A 21,718-nucleotide genomic window follows, 5' to 3' on the forward strand; every position below is an offset into this window, starting at 1 on the left:
TCCGCCTACCGGGATCTGCCGCTTCCCGCGCGTCGAGGATTTGACGGCGGCGCGGCGCGGTGAGCTACGGTGTGAGGCGATGACTACCGGGACGGCTTCACGCCACACACGGATGGGTTACCCGGTGCTCTGCTGAGCGCCCTGCGAGCCGATACGGGCTCGCATATCGACTCCTGCGGTATCGCGCGGGCTCCGCCTTCGTCGTGTCGATCACAAACCTCGACGACGACAGAAGGATTCGACAATGACCGTGACCGAAACACACGGCATCTCGGTAGACGTGCGGACGCCCGACGGTGTCGCCGACGCCTACCTCACCTCCCCTGCCGACGGCGCCGCCCATCCGGGAGTGCTGGTGGTCCAGGACGGTTTCGGGCTACGCCCCAGCCTGCGGGCGCTGGCCGACCGGATCGCCGCCCACGGCTATACCGTCCTGCTTCCCAACGCCTACTACCGTCACGGGCGTGCACCGGTGATCGAGCTGCCGGACTACATCGACCCGGTGCGGCGACCCGAGATCTTCCAGCAGGTCTTCCCGATGATCCGCGACCTCACAGCGGAGTTCTGGCGCTCCGATGCCGCCGCCTACCTCGACTGGCTCGCGGCCTCGCCGAAGGTCGCCGCGGGTAAGGCCGGCGTCACCGGCTATTGCATGGGCGCCCGCCTGGCGGTGTTGACCGCCGGCATGTTCCCCGACCGGATCGCGGCGGTGGCCGGATTCCACGGCGGACCGCTCGTCACCGACGCCGCCGACAGTCCGCATCGCAGCGCCGGAAACATCACGGGCGAACTGTATTTCGCCCACGCCGGCGAGGACGACCACATGACCCCCGAACACATCAGTGCCTTCGACAAGGCACTCGCCGACGCCGGCGTCCGCCACCGCACCGAGGTCTACGAAGGAGCCCACCACGGGTTCACCCAGGCCGACACCTCCGCCTACGACGCCGAAGCCGCCGAACGCCACTATCGCGAACTCCTGGCCCTGTTCGACCGCAAACTGCGCCGGTAGGTCGAGAGCACGGACCCGTGACTGGGTGCGACGCCGGATCGCTGGGAGCCGAGCGTCCGGGCTCGGCGGCAACGCCGAGCCCGGATATCGCCCTACCGACGCCGCAGTCCCCTCACCCGGCGACTACTTGGGCGCGACCAGTTCCAGCGCGATGTTGTCCGGATCCCGAAACTCGAGTATGTAACTGACACCGATGTCCTTGATGTCCTCATGCGCTATCCCGCAAGCGTCCAGATGCGCTGCGGCGGCTTCCAATTCGGCGAGCGACGCGACAGTGAAAGCGAGATGGTCGAGACCGACACGATTCTCGTCGAAACGGTCGGAACCGACCGGCCGCAGCCCGATCAAACCGTGTTCCATCCGGTAGATCACCCCGCCGAAGAGAAAACCGAGACGCTCACGCGTCTCCTCATCCGCATCGTCCGGAACCTCCAGCGCCACAGGCCAGCCGAATACCTGCTCATAGAAGGCCCGCGACCGGCCGATATCGCACACCGTGAGACGGACGTGAGCAACAGATCCCGTAGCAATCGCCATAACGATCATGCTCGCACGCCGCCTCCCTACCCGCAGGTTCCCGGCCGTTAACTACCGGCCGCGCGCCTCGAACGTGGTCAGACCGGGGCTTCGGTGGGCCGACCGTGCAGCAGGGCCTGCAGTTGTTCGGTGTGGCCTGGTAGCTCCACGTCGGTCAGGCCGGTGATCAGATCCCGCAGAGGTAGTGGCTGATCGACCAGCACGGTGTCGTTGGAGAGCAGACGAGTGGGAACCACGGTGTCGAGTTCGGTTTCGCTGAGGGCCGGGCCGGAGAGGCCGCAGAGGACCTCGGCTTGCCGGCGCAGGCGGTCCCGCAGGCCGGTGCTGCCGCCGGCAAGCTCTACGACACGGTCGATGGTCCAGATGTCGAGGGCAATGCGGTTGTCGTAGGTGGTGTGCTCGCCCGCGGCGACGGCCGACGCGGCAGCGATGGTGGCGGCGGTGATCAGGCAGACGTGTCCGAGGATCCGGTCGGCATTCCATTCGCCTGGTGCGGGGACGATCGTCGGGGTCGAATCGGCTACGGCGCCGGCGGCTTCCAGAAGCGTGCGGTAGGCGTCGCTCAACGCGGTGGTGTCCAACATGGAGAAATTATGCAGGCATTCGCCTGCGTAATTCAACCTGCGCTTGTCTCATAGGTGCATGCCGACCGGTGGCGACTCTGTTCGCCGAGCGTGATCGCGGCGAGCATGCGGCGGTCACGCCTGGGCCAGGAAGCGAATAGCACTCGACCTACGGCTCGAGGGAGATTCGGCGGACTGCCGGACCGGCTGGGCGGAAACCGGCATCCACGATGTGCTGCTCGGACTGCGGAGCTACCCCGCGGGTTCGGACTCGCGCAGAGTCACGGTGCGGTCGACGGTTTTCAACGTCAATGTCGCGCCGTCGAGACTCCATGTCGGGCTCGCTTGCAGGAGTGAGATCGCCCATTCGTCGGCTCCGGCGCGGTCGCCTCCGCACGCCATGCGAGTTGCGGCGAGGGGGCCGGTGTGGAGGGTGTTGCCGGTCAGGTCGGCGGAGCCCATGAGGGTGTTGCAGCCGGCGGTGGCGCTGAGGTGACCCGCGGTGAAGGTCAGGCGGAGCGGGCCGTCGCCGGGGATTCGCGGGCCTTGGACGCCGGTGGAGACGTAGGTGTGGCCGACGGGAGTGGCTTGTGCGGAATCCGTTGGGGCGGAAACGTTTCCGGAGGAGCAGGCGGCGCCTGCCGCCAGCACGGCCAGGATCGGAGCGATTCGCAGGATATTCGCCGACATGCTCCGATGGTAGCCGCCGGGTGGGGCGGATCAGCTGTTCGCGTTACCGGCCTGCCACGTGGTCCACGGGACCTCCCAGTCGCCGTAGGTGTCCCATACGGGCAGCGGCTGCCCGCCCGAGTTGGTGATCTCCACGACGTCGCCGACGCCGAAGTGGTCGAAGAACCACTGGGCGTTGTCGGGTGAGAGGTTCACACAGCCGTGCGACACGTTGCTGGCCCCCTGCTGCCCCACCGACCAGGGCGCCGAATGGACGAATTCGCCGTCGTTGGAGATCCTTTCGTCCAGGTCCACCTTCTCGCGGTAGTACCCGGGCTGGCCGGCGCAGACCCCGTAACTGCAGGAGTCCATGATGATCGACGGCGATTTCTCCGAAATGACATGCGGCCCTTCGTGCGACGGGAACCCGGGCGAGCCGAGACTCATCGGCATCTGGTTCACCTGCGCGCCGTTGTGCAGGATCGTCAGCTGTTCGGTGTTGCCGTCGGCCTGCGCGATCCAGGAGTCGTGCACCGTGTAGTCGGCGCTGTTGTTCTCGGCGCCGAACACCCCGTCGCCGAGGTCGAGACCGAAGACGTCGGCTTCGATATGGATCTTGGTGCCCGGCTGCCAGTACTGCGCGGCGCGGTAGTGCACATCCTTGTCGTCGACCCAGTACCAGGCGCCCGGCTGCGGCGGCGTGACGGTGACCTTCAGATGCTTCTGCACCTCGGCCTTGTTCGCCACCGGCGCGGTGAACTGGAACACCATCGGCTGCCCGACCCCGATCCCGGTCTGGGCGACCAGATCGGGCGCGGGCACCACATTCGCATACGCCTTGTGACCGGCGTCGATCGTGGCCACGGTGAATGTCTTGTTCGTGGCGACCTGGGCGAGGTTCACCGCTTGGGCGTCGACGCGGTAGGTGGTCCCGTAGCTCAACGGATCCTTCGAGGTCCAACTGCGATGGTCGGCACCGAAATCGCCGGCGACCGCTTTACCGTCCCCATCGGTGACGGTGACCTTGGTCAGCATGCCGTCGGCGGAGTTCACCACGAGGGGCGTCGCCGGATTGAGCGGTCCGTGGTCGGCCGCGGGCACATCGATCGTCGCGGGCGCGGTGATATCGGGCCCCTTGGACACCGGCGCCGACGACGTGCCGCCATGCGAGCCGCCACATCCGCCGACGAGCACGACGATCGCCGTCAGCACCGCCGACACCACCAGTAGAGATCGACGCCTGCGCACGTCCTCACCGCCTCTGTCTCGCACCCTCGCATGCACAGCGCCCACCCGGGACACAGCACCCTCCAGTCCACACCATCAATCCGGTGTCGCACCGCAGCAGCAGAGTACGTGTCGTCGCCGCCCGGCGCGCGTCCGGCATGGTCGGACCAGGCGTTTTGCCGCATTCGTGGCATTCGGCGACGGATGATGCGGGCTCACCCGCTACGGGTGATTGCGCGCGGACGGTGCGGCCGCATAGTGGAGCGATCTTCGCGATTCGTCGAGGAAGGTGACCGATGCCCAGGCGAGAGCGCTTCCGGTGGCGGACCGCCGCGGGCGCGGTCGGCGACTACATCCGGCACGCGCCCGGCACCTACATCTGGCTGGCCATCCTGCTGGTGTCCACACTCGTGGTCCGGCACCTGTCTCCCGATCAGGCCGAGATCCTGCTGGGCAACCGCTCGACCAATCTGCATCATCTGCGCGAGGATCCGGTGCACGTGCTGATCTCCAGCGCGTTCTGGCTCGCGGGCGGTGGCTGGTTCGGCTACGCGGTCAGCTACACCCTCTTCCACGCCCAGGCCGAACGTTGGCTGGGAACGCTGCGCTGGCTGGCGGTGGTGGTGATCGCGCACGTCGGCGCGACCTATATCAGCGAGGGCGTGCTGTATTGGGCTATTCATCACGGTTACGCACCCGAATCCGCGGTGAACACCCTCGATTACGGCGTGAGCTACGCCTTGGCGGGTGTGATCGCCGTGCTGGTGTATCGGATCGCGAAACCGTGGCGGTACGTGTACCTGCTCGGAGTGGTGGTCTTCTACGCGATTCCGGTCTTCGCGAACCGAACCTTCACCGACATAGGACATTTCAGTGCGATGGTCCTCGGCCTTGCCTGCTACCCGCTGACCCTCGGGCGTCCGGGTGTGTGGGATCCGGAGGTGGCGGTGCGTGGGCTCGCCGGGTCCGTGCGACACCGGTAATCACACCGCCGGGCCGTCGTCGCGACAAGGATTGGATTCAGCGCGATCCAGAGTGCTGACCCCGCATCGGAATTCCCCTAGCGTGACGTTTCGCCCATCCAGAGCGATCGAGAGACCCGGCTCCACGACATCGCAGCAACCCGCCGACCGGGTGTGGGTGCTACCGCCGGGACCGGCCGACCACTTCCAGCCGTCCACCCGGCACCTACCGCATCGATCCACCCGGAGTCACCGAATGAAACGAATTCTCTCGCCGGCGATCGCACTCACCGCGACGCTGGCGATCGCCGCCTGCGCGAACATCACCGATGCTGGCGGCGACGCCGGTCCGCCGCAGTCGGGCGGAACCCTGCGCTACGGCCTGTCGCAGGCGCCGACCTGCTCGGATCCGGCCCAGGCCGGCACCAACCAAACCCTCTACGTGGCACGCCAGATCGTGGATTCGCTCACCGACCAGGATCCCGCGAGCGGGGAAATCAAGCCGTGGCTGGCGACCTTCTGGCAGGTGAGCCCGGACGCGAAGACCTTCACCTTCCATCTGCGGCCCGACGTCACGTTCAGCGACGGCACACCGCTGACCGCCGCGTCGGTGCAGAAGAACTTCGACGCCGTCGTGCACACCCTCACCGCGGCGAAAGCGCCGCTGGGCGCGAGCTATCTGTCCGGCTACGCGGGCACCACGGCGATCGATCCACTCACCGCCGAGGTGCGATTCGACACGCCCAACGCGCAGTTCCTGCAGGCCTCCTCGACACCGCAGCTGGGCATCCTCGCCGACGCGACCACCGCGAAACCGGCCGAGCAGCGCTGCCTCGGTGACAACATCGGCAGCGGTCCGTTCGTCTATGCCGGCTATCGCCAGGACGCCTCCGCCACACTGGTCAAGCGCCCCGGATACCGGTGGGGTTCGGCGGTGTTCGCCCACTCCGGCGAGGCGTATCTGGATCGCATCGAATTCACGGTCGTCCCCGAGGCAGGTGTGCGGACCGGCAGCCTGTCGTCGAATCAGCTCGACGCCGTCAGTGACGCACTGCCACAGGATGTCCCGCAACTCGAGGCCGCCGGCGCCAAGGTGCAGTTCGACTCGAATCCGGGCGTTCCCTTCGGACTGCAGCCGAATGTGAGCCGTGCGCCGCTGTCGGATTCCGCCGTGCGCCAGGCCCTGTTGCACGCCATCGACCGCAAACAGCTGGTGGATACGGTGCTGGGACCGCAGTTTCTGCCCGCCACCGGCCCGCTGGCCTCGAAAACGCCTGGGTACGTCGATCTTTCGAAGTCGATAACCTTCGACCCCGAGCAGGCGCGCCGCATTCTGGACCAGGCCGGGTGGGTGCCCGGCGGCGACGGAATCCGCGTCAAGGACGGGCGGCGACTGTCGTTCGGTGTGCTGTTCGGTGCGCAGTTCGCCGCGAATCAGGCGACCTTGGAACTGGTGCAGCAGCAACTACGCAAGGTCGGGGTGGACATCCGGCTGGAGTTGACGCCCGTCGCCGAGTACACCGCGCGGCAGAACTCCGGTGACTTCGACGCCACCTACTTCAACACCACCCGCGCCGACGGCGACATCCTGCGCACCACCTTCGGCCGCGGACAGCGAAACCTCAACCAGCGCGGACCGATTCCGGCGCTGGACCAGGCGCTCGCCGACCAGCTCTCGACCACCGACCCGGCGGCGCGGGCGGGGATCATCGGGCAGGCACAGCGATCGGTGATCGAGAACGGACTGTGGTTGCCGACCATAGAATTGTCGCAGGCGATCGGTGTGTCGGGCGCGGTGCACGATCTGAAGTTCGAGGCCTCGGCCCGTCTGCAGTTCTACGACACCTGGTTGAGCAAGCGATGAATCCGATGACCCGGTATGTGATCGTGCGGGTGCTGCAGGCGATCGGCGTGCTCTGGGCGGCGTTCACCATCTCCTTCGCCGTACTGTTCCTGCTGCCATCGGATCCGGTGCAGATGGCCGTCGACGCGGATCCGGGCGTGCCTCCCGATCCCGCCGCCATCGCGGAACTGCGGGCCAGATACGGCCTGGATCGCTCGGTGCCGGAACAATATTGGACCGCGCTCACCCATGCCGTCCGGGGCGATCTCGGGCGCTCGCTGAACACCGGGCAAACCGTCACCGGCGCCCTGGCGCAGTCGATTCCCCCGACTCTCGCGCTGGCCGGTCTCGCGCTGCTGCTGGCGATCGTCTTCGGCGCCGCGCTGGCCGTGGCCGCGTCCTACACCCGGCGGCCGTGGTTGCGGAATCTGCTCACCGCGCTCCCGCCGATCGGCGCGGCGATGCCCACCTTCTGGGTGGGACTGCTTCTGCTGCAACTGTTCTCGTTCCGGCTTCGTCTCGTGCCCGCATTCGGCGGGACGGGTTTCAGCGGCACGATCCTGCCCGCGATCACCCTGGCCGTGCCGGTCGGCGCCGTCATAGCGCAGGTGCTCCACAGCGGTCTGGCCACCACCTGGCGGCAGCCGTTCGTCGAGGTGGCCTTCGCCAAGGGCGCCTCGCGGCTGTGGGTGCAGTGGCGGCACGTGCTGCGCGCCGCGGCCGGGCCGGCGCTCACCGTCGCCGGACTGTGGGTCGGTACGGTACTGGCAGGTTCCGTGGTGGTCGAAACCGTGTTCTCCCGTGGCGGACTGGGCCGGCTCACCCAGAACGCGGTGCTGCATCAAGACATTCCGGTGGTGCAGGGCATCGTGTTGATCGCCGCCCTGGCATTCGTGGTGGTGAACCTGGCGGTGGATCTGATCTATCCGGTGCTCGATCCCCGCGTCGCCGTCGCTCGCGAGAAGGTGCGCGCTCATGTCTGACACACTGCTCATCGCCGACCCCCCGTCCGTCCGGACGGCGGAACTGCGGCGCGCGTTGGCGCCGAAACGGCTGCGTGCCACCGCAGGACTCGCGGTGTCGATCCTCGTGCTGATCGTGGTTCTCGGCTGGGCGGTCGCGCCCTCGCTTCTCGCCGGCGACGATCCACGCGCGGGCGTGCCGGAGCAGAAATTCCGTGGCCCGAGCCTGCAGCACTGGTTCGGTACCGACAATCTCGGCCGCGATCTGTACACCAGAGTGGCGCACGGGGCGGCGCTGACGCTGTCGGCGACCGTCTGTGCCGTGCTGCTGGGGCTGGTGGTCGGGTCGGCGATCGGTCTCGTCTCCGGCACCCTCGGCGGCACCGTCGATGCCTTCGTCATGCGCGGAGTCGATGTGCTGCTCGCGATTCCCGAACTGTTGTCGGCGCTGGTACTCATCACGGTGCTCGGGCTGGGCACCCGGAACGTGGCCATCGCGGTGGGAGTGGCGCTGATCGCCCGGTTCGCGCGGGTGATGCGTGCGGAAGTGCTGCGAGTGCGCCGCGCGCCCTACGTGGAGGCGGCGTTCGCGTCCGGAGTGCGCTGGCACACCGTGCTGCTGCGTCACATCCTGCGGACGGCCTACGCGCCGGTCGCCGCCCTGGCCGCGGTCGAATTCGGTGTTGCGGTGCTGGCGATCTCGTCGCTCAGTTTCCTCGGCTACGGCGCCGCGCCACCCACCCCGGAATGGGGTTCGCTGATCTCGGAAGGCCGCAACTACCTCGTGCTCGCCTGGTGGATGACCACCCTGCCCGGCCTGGTGATCGTCGCGGTGGTGCTCGCCGCCCAGCGCATCGGCCGCTCGATCGGGAGCACGGACGACCGATGAGACATACTCGCGCGGCTTCTGATCGGTCCGACCGGGTGCGGGTGTCCCGCGAAAATACAGGAGGACCGATGAGCGACGATACATTGTTGCGGGTCGACGACCTGCGCGTCCGCTACGGCGGCGCATCGGTGGAGGCGGTGTCCGGTGCGACGCTGGAGATCGCTCGCGGAGAGACCGTCGCGCTGGTCGGCGAATCCGGTTCGGGCAAATCCACACTCGCCCATGCGGTCATCGGCCTGTTGCCCGATTCCGCGGAAGTCTCCGGCGGCGGAATCGTTTTCGACGGTCACCGGCTCGACACCGCGTCCGACCGCACCCTGCGCGGCCTGCGGGGTGCGCGCATCGGACTCGTCCCGCAGGATCCCGGGACGTCGCTGAATCCGGTGCAGCGCATCGGCGATCAGGTGGCCGAGGTGTTGCGCATCCATCGGCGGGCCGATCGCCGCACGGCACGGCTGGAGGCGGTGCGGTTGCTCACCGAGGCGGGCCTGGACCGGCCGGAGGTGCGGGCCAGGCAATATCCGCAGGATCTGTCCGGAGGGCAGCGCCAGCGGGTACTGATCGCGATCGCGCTGGCCTGCGAACCGGAGCTGGTGATCGCCGACGAACCGACCAGCGCCCTGGACGTCACCGTGCAGCGCCGCATCCTCGATCACCTCGCCGACCGCACCACGCAGCTCGGCACGGCCGTACTGCTCATCACCCACGACCTGGCGGTGGCCGCCGACCGCACCGATCGGATCGTGGTCATGCGGCACGGCCGGATCGTCGAAACCGGAACCACCGCAGCCGTTCTCGCCGATCCGCAGCACGAATACACTGCCGAACTGCTCGCCGCCGCGCCGAGCGCGGAGTCACCGGTGCGCCGAGCGCGCCCGCGTGCCGAACGATCCTTGCTGGTGGCGACCGGTTTGCGCAAGAGTTACCGGATCGCGCGGGGCGTGCGCACGGATGCGGTCGACGACGTCTCACTGGATCTCGATCGCGGCGAGACACTCGCCCTGGTCGGCGAATCCGGCTCCGGCAAGACCACCACTGCTCGCATCCTCGCACGGCTGTCCGCGCCCGATGCGGGCAGCATCCGCTTCGACGGGCGCGATGTCGCCGGTCTGCGCGGCGCCGCGCTGCGGGAATTTCGCCGGCGCGTCCAGGTGGTGTATCAAAATCCCTACACATCGCTGAATCCCACCCTGAGTGTGGCGAAGATCGTGGGAGAACCGTTGCAAGCCTTCGGGATCGGCGATCGCCGCGCCCGGGTCGCAGAACTGCTCGAGCAGGTGGCCTTGCCCGGAGAAGTCGCCGACCGGCGCCCGGAGCGGCTGTCGGGCGGGCAGCGGCAGCGCGTCGCGATCGCGCGGGCGCTGGCACTGCGGCCAGATGTGCTGGTGCTGGACGAACCGGTGTCGGCGCTCGATGTCGGAGTGCAGGCACAGATTCTGGCGTTGCTGGAGCGATTGCAGTCCGAGCTGGACCTGAGCTATCTGTTCATCTCCCACGATCTGGCCGTGGTGCGTCGCATCAGCGACCGCGTCGCGGTGATGCGGCAGGGCACGATCGTCGAAACAGCCGACACCGCAACGCTGTTCGACGATCCGAGGCACGAATACACGCGCGAGTTGCTGGCCGCGGTACCGGGCGGGTTCGTCCGGCCCGCGATCGAACGGTCCGCCTGAGACGGGAACTATTCGTCGTGGCCGGCCGGCTCGTCGGGGTCGTTCGCATCGGTCTGCCGGTCCCGCCACACCCAGAACACCGCTGAGGCGACCAGCGCCCACCCGGCGAGCACCAGATACGGGAAGAGGTGCTGGTGGCCGGAGAAGTACACCGCGGTGTGCTGGGCGTTCACCGACGCGCCCGGCGGTAGCCAGCGGCCGATCGCCCCGAGTACCGACGGCAGCAGCGGCCATGACACCGCGCCCCCGGAGGACGGGTTGCCCAGCAGCACCATCACACCCCAGGTCGGGATCATCGCCCAGCGCCCGAACAGCGCGCTGAACATCGAGAAGATCATGCCCGAGGTGAACATCGTGAACGCCAGGATTCCCCACGACTGCACGAACGGCAGCGTCAGCGCGCCCAGCCACCAGTCCACCAGGGCGGCGATCGCGAACCCGCCCAGCAGGGAGTAGGCGACGGTGAACCCGATCCGCTGCACCGCGGTCAACGCCCCGGCGTGCACGCTGAGCTGGATGGCGCCGACGAAGCCGATGATCACCGCCGCCAGCGTGATGTAGAAGATCGCCAATCCGCGCGGATCGCCCGGCTGGAGTGGGTTGATATCGGTCACCACGATCGGTATCCCGGTCCGGCGGCTCGCCTCGGCGGCCGCGGTGGTGACCACCTGGGCTACCGACGAACCGGACGCACCCGACACATCGACGGGGATCCGCGCGGCGGTGCGCACGTCCAGGATGGCGAACACCCGCTGCGATTCGACGGCCTCACGCGCCGCCTCCGGGGTGTCGTAGTGCAGCGGATGCAGCGAGCCGTTCAGTTCTCGGTCCATGGTGTCGAGGAAGCGCTGGTCGGGCTCCGGTACCGCGGTCCCCGCGTCGACGACGGCGACCGGGATCCGGTGCGGTGTCGGATTGGCGAGGATATAGGTGTAGGAGCCGGCGAACAGTCCGGCCGCGATCGCCAGGATGAACACCAGCACCGTTGCCGGCAGATACGGCGAGTGCCGGAAGCGATGCCAGCGGCCGCGCCATCCGCTCGGGGCCACCGGCACCACGGCCGCGGTATTCCGCTCGTGGTCGGACATGCCGCCACCTTAGGAGCCCCCGGCACCCGAATCCGGGAAGCCGGTGGGAACGGCGGCCCCCGCAGGAAGGCCGCTTCGAGTCCGCGCCGATGCCGCCGCCGCAAGAATAGAATTCAGCGCGATCGAGAGTGCTGACGCCGCAGGTGATTTCTCCTAGTTTGAGCTTCTGCCCATCCGGCGATCGCGGGACATCTCCGCTTCCCTCCTACCGCGATGCGGCCGTGTTGTCTGGTGTCGATCGAAAGGACGCCTTCGCATGTCGTCGTTGCCGCCCCTGCTCGGGGTGGAATTGTCCGGCACGGGTACCCACCCGGCGTCGTGGCGGCGGGCCGACTCCCGCGCCGAAGAGCTGTTCACACCCGGCTACTGGCTCGACGCGATCACCACCGCCGACCGGGCCGGATTCGACTTCGTCTTCCTCCCGGACTCCTTCGGTGTGGGCGCCGGCGGTTACGGGCCGTTCGACGCGCTCGCGCTCGCGGCCCGTGCCGCCGCCGCGACCCGGACCATCGGCCTGATCCCGCAGGCCACGGTCACCCACACCGAACCGTTCCACGTGTCCAAGGCGATCGCCTCCCTCGACTACGCCACCTACGGCCGGGCGGGGTGGGAGGTCGCCGTCTCGGCCGAGGCCGAGCAGACGACGCTGTTCGGCCGCAAGCAGCCGCAGGACGACACCTCGCTGTGGCGGGAGGCCGACGAGGCGATCGAGGTGGTGACCCGGCTGTGGGACAGCTGGGAGGACGACGCCGAGATCCGCGATCTCGCGACCGGCCGGTTCATCGACCGCGACCGGTTGCACTACATCGATTTCGAGGGCGAGAACTTTTCCGTCAAGGGCCCCTCGATCACACCCCGGCCGCCGCAGGGCCGGCCGCCGATCGCGGTGCGCGCCGCGTCGGCGGCGAGCACCCGCCTCGCGGTCAACCGTGCCGATCTGATCCGGATCAGCGCCGCCGGCCTCGACGAGGCCGCCGCCCTGCGCACTCGGCTGCGCTCCGCGGCCGCCGAGGCCGGCCGGACGCCCGACGAGGTGCGGATCCTGCTCGACGTCGAGGTGCATCTCGCCGCGACGGAGGGCCGGGCCCACGCGGAGCTCGACCAGCTCGACGCCTGGGGGCCTGCGGCCCCGGCCGCGACCGTGCGCCACCTCGGCACCGCCGACGGACTGCGCGCGCTGCTCGACCGGACTCGGCGCGAATGCGCCGCCGACGGTCTGGTGTTGCGGCCACTGGCGATACCCGCGTTCAGCGCCGCACTCGTCCGTCCGGCACGCAGCCTGCGCGGCCGCCTCGGCCTGACGCGCCCCGCCAACCGCTACGCACTCGCCCGAGGATGAGGATGCCGAAACAACAGGTACGCAAGCAGATTCACCTGGCCGCCCACTTCCCCGGGGTGAACAACACCACGGTGTGGAGCGTGCCGGAATCGGGCAGCCAGATCGAGTTCGACTCCTTCGTGCACCTGGCGCGCACCGCTGAGCGCGGCCTGTTCGACTTCTTCTTCCTCGCCGAGGGGCTGCGCCTGCGCGAACACCGCGGCCGCATCTTCGACCTCGACGTGGTCGGTCGTCCCGACACCTTCACCGTGCTCAACGCGCTCGCCAGGGTCACGACCCGCCTCGGCCTGGCCGGCACGATCAACACCACGTTCAACGAACCCTACGAACTCGCGCGGCAATTCGGCAGCCTGGACCACCTCTCGGGCGGACGGGCCGCCTGGAACGCGGTCACCTCCTCCGACGCGTTCACCGGCGAGAATTTCCGCCGCGGCGGCTATCTGGACCACTCGCAGCGCTACGTGCGCGCGGCGGAGGTGGTTGACGCGACCCGCGCGATCTGGGACAGTCGCGCCGGCGGGGCGCCGGTCGTCGACCGCGAACGCGGGGTATTCGGCGGCCCGGCGTCTCGATTCGCCTATCGCGGAACGCAATTCGATATCGAAGGCGTCTACGGGTTGCCGGCGAGCCCGCAGGGATATCCGGTGCAGATTCAGGCCGGTGATTCCGAGGAAGGCCGGGACTTCGCCGCCGCGAAGGCCGATGCGATCTTCAGCCGCCACGGCGAACTCGAGGACGGGCGCCGGTTCTACACCGACATCAAAACCCGGCTCGCGAAGTACGGCCGCCGCCGCGACGATCTGAAGATCCTTCCCGCCGCCACTTTCGTGCTCGGTGACAGCGACGCCGACGCGCAGGAGCGGGCCCGGGAGATCCGCCTGCAGCAGGTGGGGCCGCAGACCGCGATCGCCTTCCTCGAACAGGTCTGGGGCCGTGACCTTTCCGGCTACGACCCCGACGGGCCGCTGCCCGAGATCGATCCGGTCGACAACGCGAACATCACCCGCGGACGCGTCCGGCACGCCAAGGATCCGCGCGCGATCGCCGAGGACTGGCGTGCCAAGGCCGCCGCGGAGAAGCTGAGCATCCGCGAATTGATCATCGAGGTGACCGCGCGCCAGCAGTTCGTCGGCACGCCCGCTCGGGTCGCCGCGGAGATCGATCGGTACGTGCAGTCCGACGCCGCCGACGGATTCGTGCTTGTCCCGCATCTCACGCCCGCCGGCCTCGACGAATTCGTCGACAAGGTCGTTCCCGAACTTCAGGAGCTGGGCAGTTTCCGAACCGAGTACACCGGTGTGACCCTGCGCGAACATCTGGGTCTGCGCCATCCGCATCGCGGCAGCGAAGGAGTGCGAGCGTCATGACCGTGCCGTTGTCGATTCTGGATCTCTCCCCCGTCAGCGCCGGATCCACACCGCGGCAGGCGCTGCGCAACACCATCGATCTGGCCCGTCACGCCGAGGCGTGGGGGTATCGCCGATTCTGGGTCGCCGAACATCATTTCGTCGCGGTGGCCTCCTCGGCGCCGACCACCCTCATCGCGTTGATCGCGGCCGCCACCGACAGCATCCGCGTCGGCTCGGCCGCCGTGCAGGCCGGTCAATACACCTCCGCGGCGGTGGTCGAGGCGTTCGGCACCATCGACGCGCTGTATCCGGGACGGCTGGATCTGGGCCTCGGGCGCTCGGCGCATCGGATCGCGGAGGTGCGCTCGGCGGGGGTGAAACCCGTACCCGCGCCCGACCGCCCGACCCGGGTGCGCGATGGTGTGGTGATCCCGCCGCCGTTCAGCCCCGGGCGGCTGCTGGATACGACCCGGCTGGCGGCGAGTTTCGAGGCGCTGCAACTGCCCGGGACGAAGCCACTGGACTACGGCCGTCAGGTCCGCGAGATCCGCGACCTGCTCTCCGGGAACTACCGCAGCTCCGAAGGTGTTGCCCTGCATGCCGTTCCGGGCGAGGGCGCCGAGGTTCAGCTGTGGCTGTTCGGAAGTTCCGGCGGTGAGAGCGCCCAGCTCGCGGGCCGGCTCGGACTGCCGTTCGCGGCGAACTACCACGTCTCCCCCGGCACGATCGTGGAGACGGTGGAGGCGTATCGCGCCGCCTTCCGGCCCTCGGCGGTTCTCGACCGGCCGTATCTGGTGGTGTCGGCGGACGTGGTGGTCGCCGACGACGACGCGACCGCCACCCATCTGGCCTCGACCTACGGCCATTGGGTCTACAGCATCCGCAGCGGCGCCGGCGCAGCCGAATACCTCGATCCCGATACCGCTCCCCCGCTGACCGAACAGCAGCAGCGCCTGGTGCACGATCGCGTCACCACTCAGTTCGTCGGCGCGCCGAATGTGGTGGCCGAACGACTCTCGGCGCTGCAGCAGCTGACCGGCGCCGACGAACTCGTGGTCACCAGCGTCACCTACCGGCACGAGGACAGGCTGCGCTCGCACGAACTGCTCGCCTCCGAATGGGGTCTACCGCAGCTCCGCGCGGCCTAGGGCGGCGCCGCCGCTGGTGAACCGACTCCCGGACCGATGAGTTTCGGCCGCGGGACGAGTCTCCTCAACAGACGCAACCGCAGAGGAGTCGCCATGTCGCGTCATGGTCAACGCTCGTCCGAGCATCTGGTCGCCGTCGGTGACATCGACCTGTGTGTGTCCACCTTCGGAGACCGGCGACGGCCCGCGGCGGTGCTGCCGTCCACGTCGGGGCTCTTCTGGGAGGACGAGTTCTGCGACCGGCTGGCCGCCGCCGGCCGCTATGTCCTGCGCTACGACATCCGTGACACCGGCCGGTCGACCGCCTACCCGACCGGCTCTCCCGGCTACACCCTGCGTGATTTGGCTTCCGACCTGGTGGGGCTGATGGATCTTTTCGAACTTCGGCGAGCCCATCTGGTGGGGTTCTCGGTGGCCGGATGGATCTGTCAGCTCGCCGCGCTCGATCACCACGACCGGGTGTCGGCCCTGACGTTGATCAACACCAGGCCGACGTCTCCCGGCCCCGCGGACCCCGATCTGCCCGACCACTCCGACCGGATCATGGGCTTCTTCGCCGCGACACCGCCTCCGGACTGGTCCGACCGGGCCGCGGTGATCGACTACCGCGTCGAACAAGCCCGGATGCTCTCGGGCGCATACGGTTTCGACGAACAGCAAGCGCGACGGCAGGCGCGGCGCACGGTCGATCGCACCACCGATATGGGCTCCAGCGTGCTCAACCTGGCCTTCGTCGATGCGGGCGAGCGCTGGCGGGAGCGGCTGGGCGAGCTCACCGTGCCGACCCTCGTCGTGCACGGCACCGACGACCCGTTCTTCCCGTACGGCAACGGCCAGGCCATGGCCCGGGAGATCCCGGGCGCCGATCTGCTTCCCCTGCCCGGCATCGGGCACGAGCTGCCGGCGTCCACATGGGATCAACTGCTCATCGCCATGCTGGCACTCGAGGACACATAGAATGGACTCGTGAGTCCATTGACGGCCAAGGGGGCGGCCACCCGGCAACGCATCATCGAGGGCGCCGCCGCCGAAATCCGTGACCGCGGAGTCACCGTCGCCACCCTCGACGACATCCGGGCCCGCACCCGTACATCGAAAAGCCAGCTCTTCCACTACTTTCCCGACGGCAAAGAGGAATTGCTGCTGGCGGTCGCGCAGCACGAGGCCGATGCGGTGCTCGCCGACCAGCAGCCCTATCTCGGCGCGCTGGACTCCTGGGCGGCGTGGCAGCGCTGGCGCGACGTGGTGGTCGAACGGTACCGGGAGCAGGGCCGGTTCTGTCCCCTGTCGGTGCTGATGTCGGAGCTGGGTCGCACCTCTCCCGGCGCCCAGCAGGTGAGCGCCGCCCTGCTGCGCCGATGGCACGGCGACATCGAGCGCGGCATCCGCGGCATGCAGAGCCAGGGCGAGATCGCGGTGCGACTCGACGCGGGCCGCGCCGCGGCCGCCCTGCTAGCCGGAATCCAGGGTGGTGTCGGCATCCTGCTGGCGACCGGTGACATCGGTTTCCTGGAGGCCGCCCTCGACACCGGAATCGACGCCCTGCGAACCGCCGACGAAACCTGCTGAACTGCAAGGTTTTCGGGCTGCCTCCCGGAGGTTCCGAGACATTCGCCGGCCCGGTTCGCGCTGCGCCGGGCGGGTAGCCTGCCGTAAGCTTGGCGGCGCCCGCGAAGGGTGGCGAAACGAGGGGGCCATGAGTTGTTCGCAGTATCGAGGGCGACGACCCGATCGGCATGCTGTGCCCGATTGCCACGATCGTGCTGAGGTCGGTGTCCGCCATCGCTCGTCGGCTGCACGCCGAGCACGAAACGCACGCACGTATGCGGCCGTCGAATGCCCGCCGAGTCCTCCCGTGGGGTACGGCGCCGCGCCGACCCCGGCCGGGCGGCACGGGCAGACTTCCGTGCCGGCCGTCGACGATCGCCGGGTGAAAGCTCTCGGGCAGGTGGCGTATCCGCCGCTCGACTTCGGGCGAGCTGTCCACTGTTCGGTCGAATCCGTCGGGAGCCGGGGTGCATGAGGGGTTGCGATCCGAATCCGTTGTGGCACTTCGTCTTGTCGTCACCCGGGATCGACCCGATATCGCAAACCGAATGCCCGGATTGCGGGTACTCGCGTTAAACTGCTTGGGAGATAGGCGGTTTCGATGCATGTAACTGAGTTCTTCATGCCGTTCGATTCGGAGGGGGCCAATCCCGCCGAATCGGAGGCCGAGCAGGCCATGTGGGCCTGGCTCGAACGTTGTGATCTGGTTCCCTCGGAGCCGACCCGCCGGCGCATGCGCCGGACCCGGCCGGCTCGCATGTACGCGCTGTGGTGCCCGTATGCCGAGGCGGACGCGCTGGGATTGCTGAGCAGATTCACCGCATGGGCATTCATCGTCGACGATCAGTTCGACATCGAAATTCCCGACCCGGCACGGACATTGGCGACCATCACCGCACTGGAGGAGGTGTTCGAACCCGGCGCCCGACCGACAGGGGTCCTCGCGGTGGCCTTCGCCGAACTGTGGCGCGAACTGTGCGCGGGACGCTCGAGTCGGTGGCGTCACGCGGTGCGCACCGAACTCTCGGCATGGCTGTGGACCTACTACACGGAGAGCATCGGGCGGCTCACCGATCGCTATCCCGATCTGGACGACTACCGCGCCCACCGGCGGGACTCGGTGGCGCTGTACGTCTTTCTCGATATCAGCGAGATCGCCGAGGGCGTCGACCTGTGCGCGGGCGCGCGGGCGCTGCCGGCATTGCGCGCGATCCGGGAGGCATCCGTCGAACATATGGGCCTGTTCAACGACATTCTGTCCATCGATTCCGACGAGGCGTCGGATTATCTGTACAACTCGGTGCTGCTGGCCGAACGTCAGCTCGGTCTCGACCGGGATCGTGCGGTCGATGTGGTCGACCGCATGCTCACCGCATGCGTGCGCCGCATGCTCGCGGGCATCGACGCGCTGCCGGCCGAACTCGACGCGGCGGGACTGTCCGGCCGCGACCGCACCGATATCCTCACCATCGCGACCTGCTACACCCGATACGTCCGAGCCAACTTCGACTACCACTATCAGGCCGCGCGCTACACCAGCGCGCCGCGCGAGGCACTCGAGCACGGCGCTCCCCTGGCCTGACGACGAATCCGCGGGCGCAGGCGTTGCGCAAACGCAACCCGGGCCATCGCCCGGCCCGCGGGTTCCGGTGCGACGATGAATACTTCACGCACCGCCGACCGCGACGCGGAGCGGGCGCGGCGGCTGTGCCCTAGCGAGCGGGGCCGGTAATGCGAGCATCCAAACCCACCACTTACTCTCCGGCGCAACATCTTCCCACAGCGGACCGCAAGGACTGCGCGGTCGCCCGTGAACCCGGGCGCCGTCCACGCGCCACCACCGATGCCGCCCCGGGCGCGCGCACCGCGGCGACCCTGCTCGCCGATGCCCGCACGGCGATCGCGCCGGTCCTGCGGGCCGCCGTCGCCACCCTCGGCCACCCCCTCGACCGGATGGCCGGTTACCACTTCGGCTGGTGCGACGCCGAGGGCAACCTGCGCGCCGGCTCCCACGGCAAGGGGCTGCGCCCGGCACTGACTCTGGCCGCCGCGGCCGCCTGCGGCGCACCGGCCGCCGATGCCGTACACGCGGGCGCCGCGGTCGAACTGCTGCACAACTTCTCCCTCGTCCACGACGACGTGATGGACGCCGATCCACTGCGCCACGGCCGGCCCACGGTCTGGCGGGTGTGGGGCACCACCAATGCCACCTTGCTCGGTGACGCGTTGCAGGCCTTGGCATTCGCGGTGCTCTCCGACGGCGGAGTGCCGGAGGAGGCCGGCGCCGCCGCGGTGATCCGGCTGGCCCGCACCGCCGCGACCCTGTGCCACGGCCAATATCAAGACTGCGATTTCGAAACCCGCCCGGATGTGAGCGTCGAGGACTACCTGGCCATGGCGGCCTCCAAAACCGCTGTGCTGCTCGGCTGTTCCTGCGCCCTGGGCGCGTTGTGCGCGGGTGCGGATTCGCGAACGGTGGCCGCGTTCAACACCTTCGGCCGCAATCTCGGCCTGGCGTTCCAACTGGTCGACGACGCCATCGACATCTGGGGCGATCCGGCGGTGACCGGTAAACCCGCGCTCAGCGATCTGGCCGGCCGGAAGCGGTCGTTTCCGGTGGTGTGCGCGTTGGCCTCCGACACCGACGCGGGCCGCGAATTGGCCCGGCTGTACCGCGAGCCACGTCCGATGACCACGGCCGACGTTGCGCGCGCCGCCGAACTGGTCGCCGCCGCCGGTGGGCGTGAACTCACCCGCGAATACGCCGACCGGGCATTGCGTTCCGCGCTCGCCGGGCTGCCGTCAGGCGTCGCCTGGGGCGATCTCGAAACCCTGGCTCACGTGGTGGTCCGGCGGAACAGGTGAGCCGGTCCGTGATCACTCGCAAGCGATCACGGACCGGCCCTCGATTTCCGCCGGCTCCTCGGTAGTGGTGCCCTAGGGACGGGTGTCATTGCGGCGGCTTCGTATCACCACCAGCGTGCCGAGCAGCAGTCCGAGGAGGACCACGCCGGCGATGACGGCCGCGACGACCGTCGGCGACACCCCGTCGCCGGATTCCGAGGCGGCCGACGACCGCGATTGCCCGCCGTTGTTCGACGAGGACGAAGCCTCCGGTGTCTGCGTGGCATGCTCACCGAATATGCCGGCCGGCGTGGCGGATTCGTACCGCGGTCCGGGCTCGGCAGCCCCGCCGACGGTCACATCCAGGCGAATCGGGACGGGCGCACCGAGTCCTTCGACATTCGAGGCGCTGACCGAGACGGCGATGTAGTACCAACCGGCCAGGCTCTGTTCGGCGCTCTTGGCGTCCCCGGCCGTGCGATTGCTGTAGCGCACCGGCAACGTCGCCAGCGGACCACCGGCCGGCATCGTCGCCGATTCTCCGTTGTAGCTGCCGAAGTCGTGGTCGATCTCGGTGCGAATCGGCGAGTACAGCGTGGTCGTGACCCGCGACAGACCGTCGAGTCCGCGCTTGTCGGAATCGAGGAAATTCACCCGGTATGCGAGGCCCTGGCCCCATCCGAGCGCGACCCGATAGAAGACGAACTCGCCGCGCTGCAAGGTGTCGGAATAGCTACCGGAACCTTCCAATGTCGTTGCGGCATTGAACGATCCACTTCCCGAGACCGCGACGGCACTACCGGCCGGTGGCGTAAAGGCCGTCGGTGTGGCCGAGGCGGGCGGACCGGGGTCGCCGGCCGCGGGCTCGATTCCGAACAGCAACTCCATCGGCATCTGCTGCGGGCTGGTGTCGGCGACGCCGTGCCACTCGGGTGCGAAGTAGTAGCGACCGCCGCCGCGGCACGCGTTCGCGGCGCTGTCGGATCCGGAGTCGGTCTTCGTCGCGCCGTCCCACGCCTTCGTGACGGTCAGTGCCACGCCGTCACTGGTGTTCACCACCTGCTCGAACTCGAATACGTTGCAGTCCTTGCCATCCTCGCCGTAGACGCGCAGGTACAGAACGCTGTTGTCGTTGCCGGCCGGTTTCTGCCGGACGTGCGGGAAGGCCAGCGTCGCACTGAAGTAGGCCATCGCGCCCTGCGGCACGTCCAGGGCGTAGTACTTCGTCTCGTGCTGGGCGATCGTGTCCAGATATCGGCCCGGCCCGGCGACCGGCGCGTCCCGATAGGTCGTGGTGCCGGAAATCGGCGCGCCGACCGGCGTGTACGTGCGCAACGCCGCCTGACTCACCCGGGGCAGGACACGTTCGAGGGATGCGCCGTCGGCGGCGTCGGTGTACGTACCGCCGGTCTGCTGTGCGATGCACGTGAGCTGTTTGCGCGCGGGCCCGTCCACACCGAATCCGATGGCATGCACCACGATCGTGGCGCCCTGACGCTCGAGTTCCCGGGCGACTTCACACGGATCCGGTGGCGCGCAGGTGTCTTCGCCGTCGGAGACGAGGACGACCGACCGCGGGCCCTGCTTCGGAAGCGCGTCGGCGGCCGTGCGCAGCGCGGCGCCGATCGGCGTATATCCACTGGCCTCGACACCGTCGACGGCGGTATTCAGAGCCGCTCTGTCGATGATGTCGGCGCCGTGCAGCGTGCGCACGTCCGCGCATCCGGCGGTCTTTTCCGCATCCGAGGATCCCGTTCCGGTCCCGTACACGGTCAGCCCCACCTTCGACCGGGCCGGGGCCGCGGCGACGAAACTGTGCACGGCGGCCTTGGCCGCATCCAGTTTCGTGCCGCCGGCGGGATCCGGAGCCCGCATGGATCCCGAGGCGTCCAGCACCAGCATGGTGGGGGCGTACTCGGGTTGCTGTTGCGCGTGCGCCGGAACCGCGGTGAGCGCAACCGCCGCTGCTGCCGCCCCGAGCGTCAACAGCTTCCTCAATATCGACATACTCTCCACTCCGATGACTTCCAAGATCAACAGACCCTACGTGCCGCCATCGGCCTCG

At 68.6% G+C, this 21,718-nt stretch carries 19 protein-coding genes; 13 read left to right on the plus strand and 6 right to left on the minus strand.

Annotation, left to right across the window (positions count from 1 at the left end; all coding sequences use genetic code 11):
- Positions 1-244 precede the first annotated feature (244 nt).
- Positions 245-1,012, plus strand: coding sequence for a dienelactone hydrolase family protein (locus tag A5789_RS15145; protein ID WP_193615607.1), 768 nt, complete (start codon positions 245-247; stop codon positions 1,010-1,012).
- Between the two features lie 123 nt (positions 1,013-1,135).
- On the opposite strand, the gene A5789_RS15150 is transcribed toward A5789_RS15145, so the two are convergent.
- The 4 genes from A5789_RS15150 to A5789_RS15165 form a co-directional block, all read right to left on the minus strand.
- Positions 1,136-1,549, minus strand: coding sequence for a VOC family protein (locus A5789_RS15150; protein ID WP_064903535.1), 414 nt, complete (start codon positions 1,547-1,549; stop codon positions 1,136-1,138).
- A gap of 77 nt (positions 1,550-1,626) precedes the next feature.
- Positions 1,627-2,133 carry a hypothetical protein gene (locus A5789_RS15155; protein WP_063017729.1) on the minus strand — a complete coding sequence of 169 codons (507 nt, stop codon included), beginning with the start codon at positions 2,131-2,133 and terminating at the stop codon, positions 1,627-1,629.
- 231 nt (positions 2,134-2,364) lie between these two features.
- Positions 2,365-2,802: an META domain-containing protein gene (locus A5789_RS15160; RefSeq protein WP_063017727.1), complete on the minus strand. Its 438-nt coding sequence runs from the start codon at positions 2,800-2,802 to the stop codon at positions 2,365-2,367.
- Positions 2,803-2,832: 30 nt separating this feature from the next.
- Complete coding sequence (locus A5789_RS15165) at positions 2,833-4,029, minus strand: Ig-like domain-containing protein (protein ID WP_063017725.1); 1,197 nt, start codon at positions 4,027-4,029, stop codon at positions 2,833-2,835.
- Between the two features lie 275 nt (positions 4,030-4,304).
- Here A5789_RS15165 and A5789_RS15170 point away from each other — a divergent pair, with 275 nt between their 5' ends.
- From A5789_RS15170 to A5789_RS15190, 5 genes are all read left to right on the plus strand, one after another.
- Positions 4,305-4,991: a rhomboid-like protein gene (locus A5789_RS15170; RefSeq protein WP_030514341.1), complete on the plus strand. Its 687-nt coding sequence runs from the start codon at positions 4,305-4,307 to the stop codon at positions 4,989-4,991.
- 235 nt (positions 4,992-5,226) lie between these two features.
- Entirely contained in the window at positions 5,227-6,834 is a 1,608-nt protein-coding gene (locus tag A5789_RS15175; protein ID WP_064903533.1) for an ABC transporter substrate-binding protein, read from the plus strand.
- Between the two features lie 5 nt (positions 6,835-6,839).
- The gene (locus tag A5789_RS15180; RefSeq protein ID WP_064903586.1) at positions 6,840-7,796 is read left to right on the plus strand and encodes an ABC transporter permease; all 957 of its coding nucleotides are present in this window, start codon (positions 6,840-6,842) and stop codon (positions 7,794-7,796) included.
- On the plus strand, positions 7,789-8,664 hold the full coding sequence (locus A5789_RS15185) for an ABC transporter permease (RefSeq protein ID WP_082940737.1): 876 nt from the start codon (positions 7,789-7,791) through the stop codon (positions 8,662-8,664). Before A5789_RS15180 ends, A5789_RS15185 begins: the two co-directional genes overlap by 8 nt.
- Positions 8,665-8,732: 68 nt before the next feature.
- Positions 8,733-10,337 (plus strand): ABC transporter ATP-binding protein, encoded by a 1,605-nt coding sequence (locus tag A5789_RS15190; protein WP_064903531.1) that lies wholly within the window; start codon positions 8,733-8,735, stop codon positions 10,335-10,337.
- A gap of 8 nt (positions 10,338-10,345) precedes the next feature.
- Here the strand turns inward: A5789_RS15190 and A5789_RS15195 are convergent, their stop codons facing one another.
- Positions 10,346-11,425 carry a hypothetical protein gene (locus A5789_RS15195; protein ID WP_064903530.1) on the minus strand — a complete coding sequence of 360 codons (1,080 nt, stop codon included), beginning with the start codon at positions 11,423-11,425 and terminating at the stop codon, positions 10,346-10,348.
- Positions 11,426-11,681: 256 nt separating this feature from the next.
- On the opposite strand from A5789_RS15195, the gene A5789_RS15200 reads away from it, so the two are divergent.
- The 7 genes from A5789_RS15200 to A5789_RS15230 all read left to right on the plus strand — a co-directional run bounded on the left by A5789_RS15200 (position 11,682) and on the right by A5789_RS15230 (position 19,674).
- The gene (locus A5789_RS15200) at positions 11,682-12,764 is read left to right on the plus strand and encodes an LLM class flavin-dependent oxidoreductase (RefSeq protein WP_155525908.1); all 1,083 of its coding nucleotides are present in this window, start codon (positions 11,682-11,684) and stop codon (positions 12,762-12,764) included.
- Between the two features lie 2 nt (positions 12,765-12,766).
- On the plus strand, positions 12,767-14,131 hold the full coding sequence (locus tag A5789_RS15205; RefSeq protein ID WP_064903528.1) for an NtaA/DmoA family FMN-dependent monooxygenase: 1,365 nt from the start codon (positions 12,767-12,769) through the stop codon (positions 14,129-14,131).
- Positions 14,128-15,261: an LLM class flavin-dependent oxidoreductase gene (locus A5789_RS15210; protein WP_064903526.1), complete on the plus strand. Its 1,134-nt coding sequence runs from the start codon at positions 14,128-14,130 to the stop codon at positions 15,259-15,261. Before A5789_RS15205 ends, A5789_RS15210 begins: the two co-directional genes overlap by 4 nt.
- Positions 15,262-15,354: 93 nt before the next feature.
- Positions 15,355-16,218 carry an alpha/beta fold hydrolase gene (locus A5789_RS15215; RefSeq protein WP_064903525.1) on the plus strand — a complete coding sequence of 288 codons (864 nt, stop codon included), beginning with the start codon at positions 15,355-15,357 and terminating at the stop codon, positions 16,216-16,218.
- 9 nt (positions 16,219-16,227) lie between these two features.
- A complete protein-coding gene (locus A5789_RS15220) occupies positions 16,228-16,830 on the plus strand; it encodes a TetR/AcrR family transcriptional regulator (RefSeq protein ID WP_064903523.1) in 603 nt (200 codons plus the stop codon).
- A 580-nt stretch (positions 16,831-17,410) separates the two neighbouring features.
- Positions 17,411-18,391, plus strand: a complete 981-nt coding sequence (locus A5789_RS15225; protein ID WP_146098559.1) for a terpene synthase family protein — start codon at positions 17,411-17,413, stop codon at positions 18,389-18,391.
- A gap of 149 nt (positions 18,392-18,540) precedes the next feature.
- Entirely contained in the window at positions 18,541-19,674 is a 1,134-nt protein-coding gene (locus tag A5789_RS15230) for a polyprenyl synthetase family protein (RefSeq protein WP_082940738.1), read from the plus strand.
- A gap of 72 nt (positions 19,675-19,746) precedes the next feature.
- Here the strand turns inward: A5789_RS15230 and A5789_RS15235 are convergent, their stop codons facing one another.
- Positions 19,747-21,660, minus strand: a complete 1,914-nt coding sequence (locus A5789_RS15235; RefSeq protein WP_227463152.1) for a VWA domain-containing protein — start codon at positions 21,658-21,660, stop codon at positions 19,747-19,749.
- Positions 21,661-21,718 lie beyond the last annotated feature (58 nt).

The sequence above is a fragment of the Nocardia sp. 852002-51101_SCH5132738 genome (assembly GCF_001665695.1).
In the GTDB taxonomy this organism is placed as follows: domain Bacteria; phylum Actinomycetota; class Actinomycetes; order Mycobacteriales; family Mycobacteriaceae; genus Nocardia; species Nocardia nova.